This is a genomic window from Falsiroseomonas oryzae (assembly GCF_027856955.1).
GTDB lineage: Bacteria > Pseudomonadota > Alphaproteobacteria > Acetobacterales > Acetobacteraceae > Falsiroseomonas > Falsiroseomonas oryzae.
This window is the reverse complement of record NZ_JAPSMD010000464.1, coordinates 1-4,008: the sequence shown is the minus strand read 5'-3', so window position 1 is coordinate 4,008 and position 4,008 is coordinate 1. Positions and strand designations below refer to the sequence as shown.

3 protein-coding genes are annotated in these 4,008 nt (G+C 71.4%); 2 read left to right on the top strand and 1 reads right to left on the bottom strand.

Translation table 11 applies throughout. The features are described from left to right. Positions 1 to 277: 277 nt before the first annotated feature. Positions 278 to 2,209 carry an acetate--CoA ligase gene (gene acs / locus OZN99_RS27050; protein ID WP_270938335.1) on the top strand — a complete coding sequence of 644 codons (1,932 nt, stop codon included), beginning with the start codon at positions 278 to 280 and terminating at the stop codon, positions 2,207 to 2,209. 88 nt (positions 2,210 to 2,297) lie between these two features. After that, complete coding sequence (locus tag OZN99_RS27045; protein WP_270938334.1) at positions 2,298 to 3,482, top strand: MFS transporter; 1,185 nt, start codon at positions 2,298 to 2,300, stop codon at positions 3,480 to 3,482. Between the two features lie 325 nt (positions 3,483 to 3,807). Here OZN99_RS27045 and OZN99_RS27040 read toward each other — a convergent pair whose 3' ends face one another. After that, positions 3,808 to 3,939: a succinate dehydrogenase assembly factor 4 gene (locus tag OZN99_RS27040; protein WP_333779779.1), complete on the bottom strand. Its 132-nt coding sequence runs from the start codon at positions 3,937 to 3,939 to the stop codon at positions 3,808 to 3,810. Positions 3,940 to 4,008: the final 69 nt, after the last annotated feature.

Here is a 4,008-nt window from a genome sequence, read left to right as displayed (position 1 = left end):
GGGCGGTGCCGTGCAGGGCCAGGCCAACCGTGCGACGCCGGCCGTGCCCGCCACCCCGGCCACGCCCAGCCAGGCGCCGCGCGCGACCAACTGACCTGCGCACCCCGGGCCGCCCCCGCCAGGGCGGCCCGGCCCCCCTTGTTCCCCGGGAACCGCACCCGCGCGTGAGGCCGATCGCGGCCCGGTTGACGCACATCAAGGTCATGTGCCCCATAGCCCCCGATAGAAGGCCGGGCCCAACCGAGAGGCCCGCCGGCCCGAGGTTGGGGGAATACGCATGTCCGACTCGCTGATCGCCGTGAAGCCCGAGATCGCCGCCAAGGCGCTGGTCGATGCGGCGAAGTACCGCGCCATGTACGAGCAGGCCGACAAGGACCCCGACGCGTTCTGGCGCGGGGAGATGGGCCGCATCGCCTGGATGAAGGCGCCGACGAAGATCAAGAACGTCGATTTCACAGGCGACGTCAGCATCAGGTGGTTCGAGGATGGCGTGCTCAACGCCTCCGTCTCCTGCCTCGACCGGCACCTGGCGACGCAGGGCGACCAGGTCGCGATCATCTGGGAAGGCGACGACCCGAACAGCGACGCGAAGGTCACCTATCGCCAGCTGCATGAGCGCGTCTGCAAGCTGACCAACGCGCTGCGCTCGCTCGGCGTGAAGAAGGGCGACCGCGTCTGCATCTACCTGCCGATGATCGTGGAGGCGGCGGTGGCGATGCTGGCCTGCGCGCGGGTCGGCGCCATCCACTCCATCGTCTTCGGCGGCTTCTCGCCCGACAGCCTGGCCAGCCGCATCCAGGACAGCGAGTGCAGCATCCTCATCACCGCCGACGAGGGCCGACGCGGTGGCCGCAAGGTCCCGCTCAAGACCAATGCGGACGAGGCGCTGAAGACCTGCCCGTCCATCCGCCACGTCATCGTCGCGAAGAACACCGGCGGCAACGTGCCGATGCAGGCCGGCCGCGACATCATGTGGGACGAGCTCTGCGACAAGCAGCCCGCGACCGCGGAACCCGAGCCGATGGGCGCGGAGGACCCGCTCTTCATCCTCTACACCAGCGGCAGCACCGGCAAGCCGAAGGGCGTGCTGCACACCACCGGCGGCTACATGGTCTGGGCATCCTTCACGCACCAGTACGTGTTCGACTACAAGCCGGGCGAGATCTACTGGTGCACCGCCGATGTCGGCTGGGTGACCGGCCACACCTACATCGTTTATGGGCCGCTCGCGAACGGCGCGACGACGCTGATGTTCGAGGGCGTGCCGAACTACCCGAGCGTGTCACGCTTCTGGGAAGTGATCGACAAGCACCAGGTCAACATCTTCTACACCGCGCCGACCGCGATCCGGTCGCTGATGCGAGACGGCGAGGCGCCGGTGAAGAAGACCAGCCGCAAGTCGCTGCGCGTGCTGGGCTCGGTCGGCGAGCCGATCAACCCGGAAGCCTGGCTCTGGTACTACCGCAACGTCGGCGATGAGCGCTGCCCGATCGTGGACACCTGGTGGCAGACCGAGACGGGCGGCATCCTCATCTCGCCGCTGCCGGGCGCCATCGCGCAGAAGCCCGGCTCCGCCACGCTGCCGCTGCCGGGCGTGAAGCCCGCGCTGGTCGATGGCGAAGGCAAGATCATCGAGGGCGCCGCGGAGGGCAACCTGGTGCTGCTCGACAGCTGGCCGGGCCAGATGCGCACGATCTACGGCGACCATGCGCGCTTCGGGCAGACCTACTTCTCCACCTTCAAGGGGATGTATTTCACCGGCGACGGCGCGCGGCGCGATGCGGACGGCTACTACTGGATCACCGGCCGCGTGGACGACGTGATCAACGTCTCCGGCCACCGCATGGGCACGGCCGAAATCGAGTCCGCGCTGGTCGCCCATCCGAAGGTCGCGGAGGCCGCGGTGGTCGGCATGCCGCACGACCTGAAGGGCCAGGGCATCTACTGCTACGTGACGCTGAAGTCCGGCGAGGAGCCGTCCGAGGCGCTGCGCAAGGAGCTCGTCGCCTGGGTCCGCAAGGAGATCGGCCCGATCGCCGCGCCGGACGCGATCCAGTGGGCGCCGGGCCTGCCCAAGACCCGTTCCGGCAAGATCATGCGCCGCATCCTGCGCAAGATCGCCGCGAACGAGACGGACGGGCTGGGCGATACCTCCACCCTCGCCGATCCGGCGGTGGTGCAGGACCTGATCGACAACCGGGTCGGCTGACCCGCGCCGGCGGCCGGGCCGCCCGGCCGCCACGCATGCCGGGGCGCCACGTTGCGCCCCGGCGCCCTTGGGCGCACATGCCCCGCGCATGCCCTCCAAGCCCGACGCGATCACGCGGCTGATCCTGGTGCTTGGCCTCGGCGCCGGCGCGTCGGCCCTGGCCGGCCGTGCGCTGGATCCGCTGGTCGGCGTGATCGGGGTGGAGTTCGGCCAGGCCGCGGCCACCGTCGCGCTGCTCGGCACCGCCTTCGCCCTGCCCTATGCGCTGGTGCAGCCCGTGCTCGGCCCTGTCGGCGACGCGATCGGCAAGCGCCGGGTGATCCGTGTCTGCCTGGTCGTCCTCGCTCTCGCGCTGGCCGCCAGCGCTGCCGCGCCGGACCTCTGGACGCTCGGTCTGCTGCGGGTGGTGGCGGGCGGCGCCGCAGGGGGCGTCTTCCCGCTGGCCATCGCGACCATCGGCGACCGCGTGCCGATGGAACGCCGGCAGCTCGCCTTGGCCCGCCTGCTGGTCGCCGGTCTCACCGGCTCGGTGCTGGGCGGGGCGCTCGCGGCCGTGGTGGCGCCCTTCATCGGGTGGCGCGGCGTGCTGCTGGTCTGCGCCGCCGTGGCCCTGGCGGGGCTGGTGGTGCTGCGCGGCGAGGACGAGCCGGAAGGGGGCAAGCGGCTCGACCTGGGTGAGACCCTGGTGCGCTACGGGGCGATCCTGCGGCTGCCGGCGGCGCGCGTGCTCTACGTCGCCGTCTTCCTGGAAGGGACGCTGATCTTCGGCATCTTCCCCTTCGTCGCGCCTATCTTCCTCGAGCGCGGCCTGGCCGGGACCAGCGGCGGCCTGACCGAGGCCGGGCTGGCGGTCACGGCCTATGCGCTGGGCGGCTTCGTCTTCGCCGCCCTGGCGCCGCTGTTGCTGAGGCGGCTGGGCCAGGTGCACATGATCCGGCTGGGCGGCGTGCTCGGCGCGGTGGCGCTGGCCGGCCTGGCCTTCGCGCCGGCCGCCTGGCTCGGGATCGCAGCCTGCCACGTGCTCGGGATCGGCTTCTACATGATCCACTCCTCGATCCAGACCCGCGTCACGGAGGTGGCGCCCCAGACGCGCGGCACGGCGGTGGCGCTGCACGCCTTCTGCTTCTTCCTGGGCCAGTCGGTCGGCCCGGTGGCCATGGGTGCGATGCGGGGGGTACTCGGCCCCGAGGTGGCCCTGCTCGCCTCGGCCGGCGGCCTCGTCGTGCTGGCGATGTGGCTGGCCCCGCGGGGGGCGCGCCCGCCCGGTCGTTGAGCAGGCGGTCGGTTCCCGATTCGCCCCGGATCGGAACGCAGGGCGAATAGAGGCTGGATTGCCGGTTTCGGAATGCTGGGATTTCAACGGGCTGTCCCGAGTCGCGCGAACGAATCGCTGACAGTCGCGCGCTGTTCTCCGGCCACAAGACCTTGGGGTGCCGCCGGACCACGACCACAAGCGGGTTCCGATCCGGCCCGCCGAGTCGCGACTCGACGCGCCACAAGCGATTGGGGTCATTCGCCTTTCGACCCACAATCATGTTCGCGCCGTGCTGTCCGAGTCGCGCGAAAGATCCTGACTTTGGCGCGGCGGATATCGCGGATCAGAAGTCGCTGACCCGTCCCTTCCGCTCCCAGTCGCCATAGCGCGTCGGCTCGGGGCCGGCGGGCCCGCCGACCTCCTTCGCCCGCATCCGCACCGGCTCCTCCGTCGGCGGGTCGCCGGCGGGCGGCACCTTCTCGCCGGGCAGCGGCGGCTCGATGGCCGGGGGCGGCTGCGCCGGGCCGGGGGTGGGCTCCGGCAC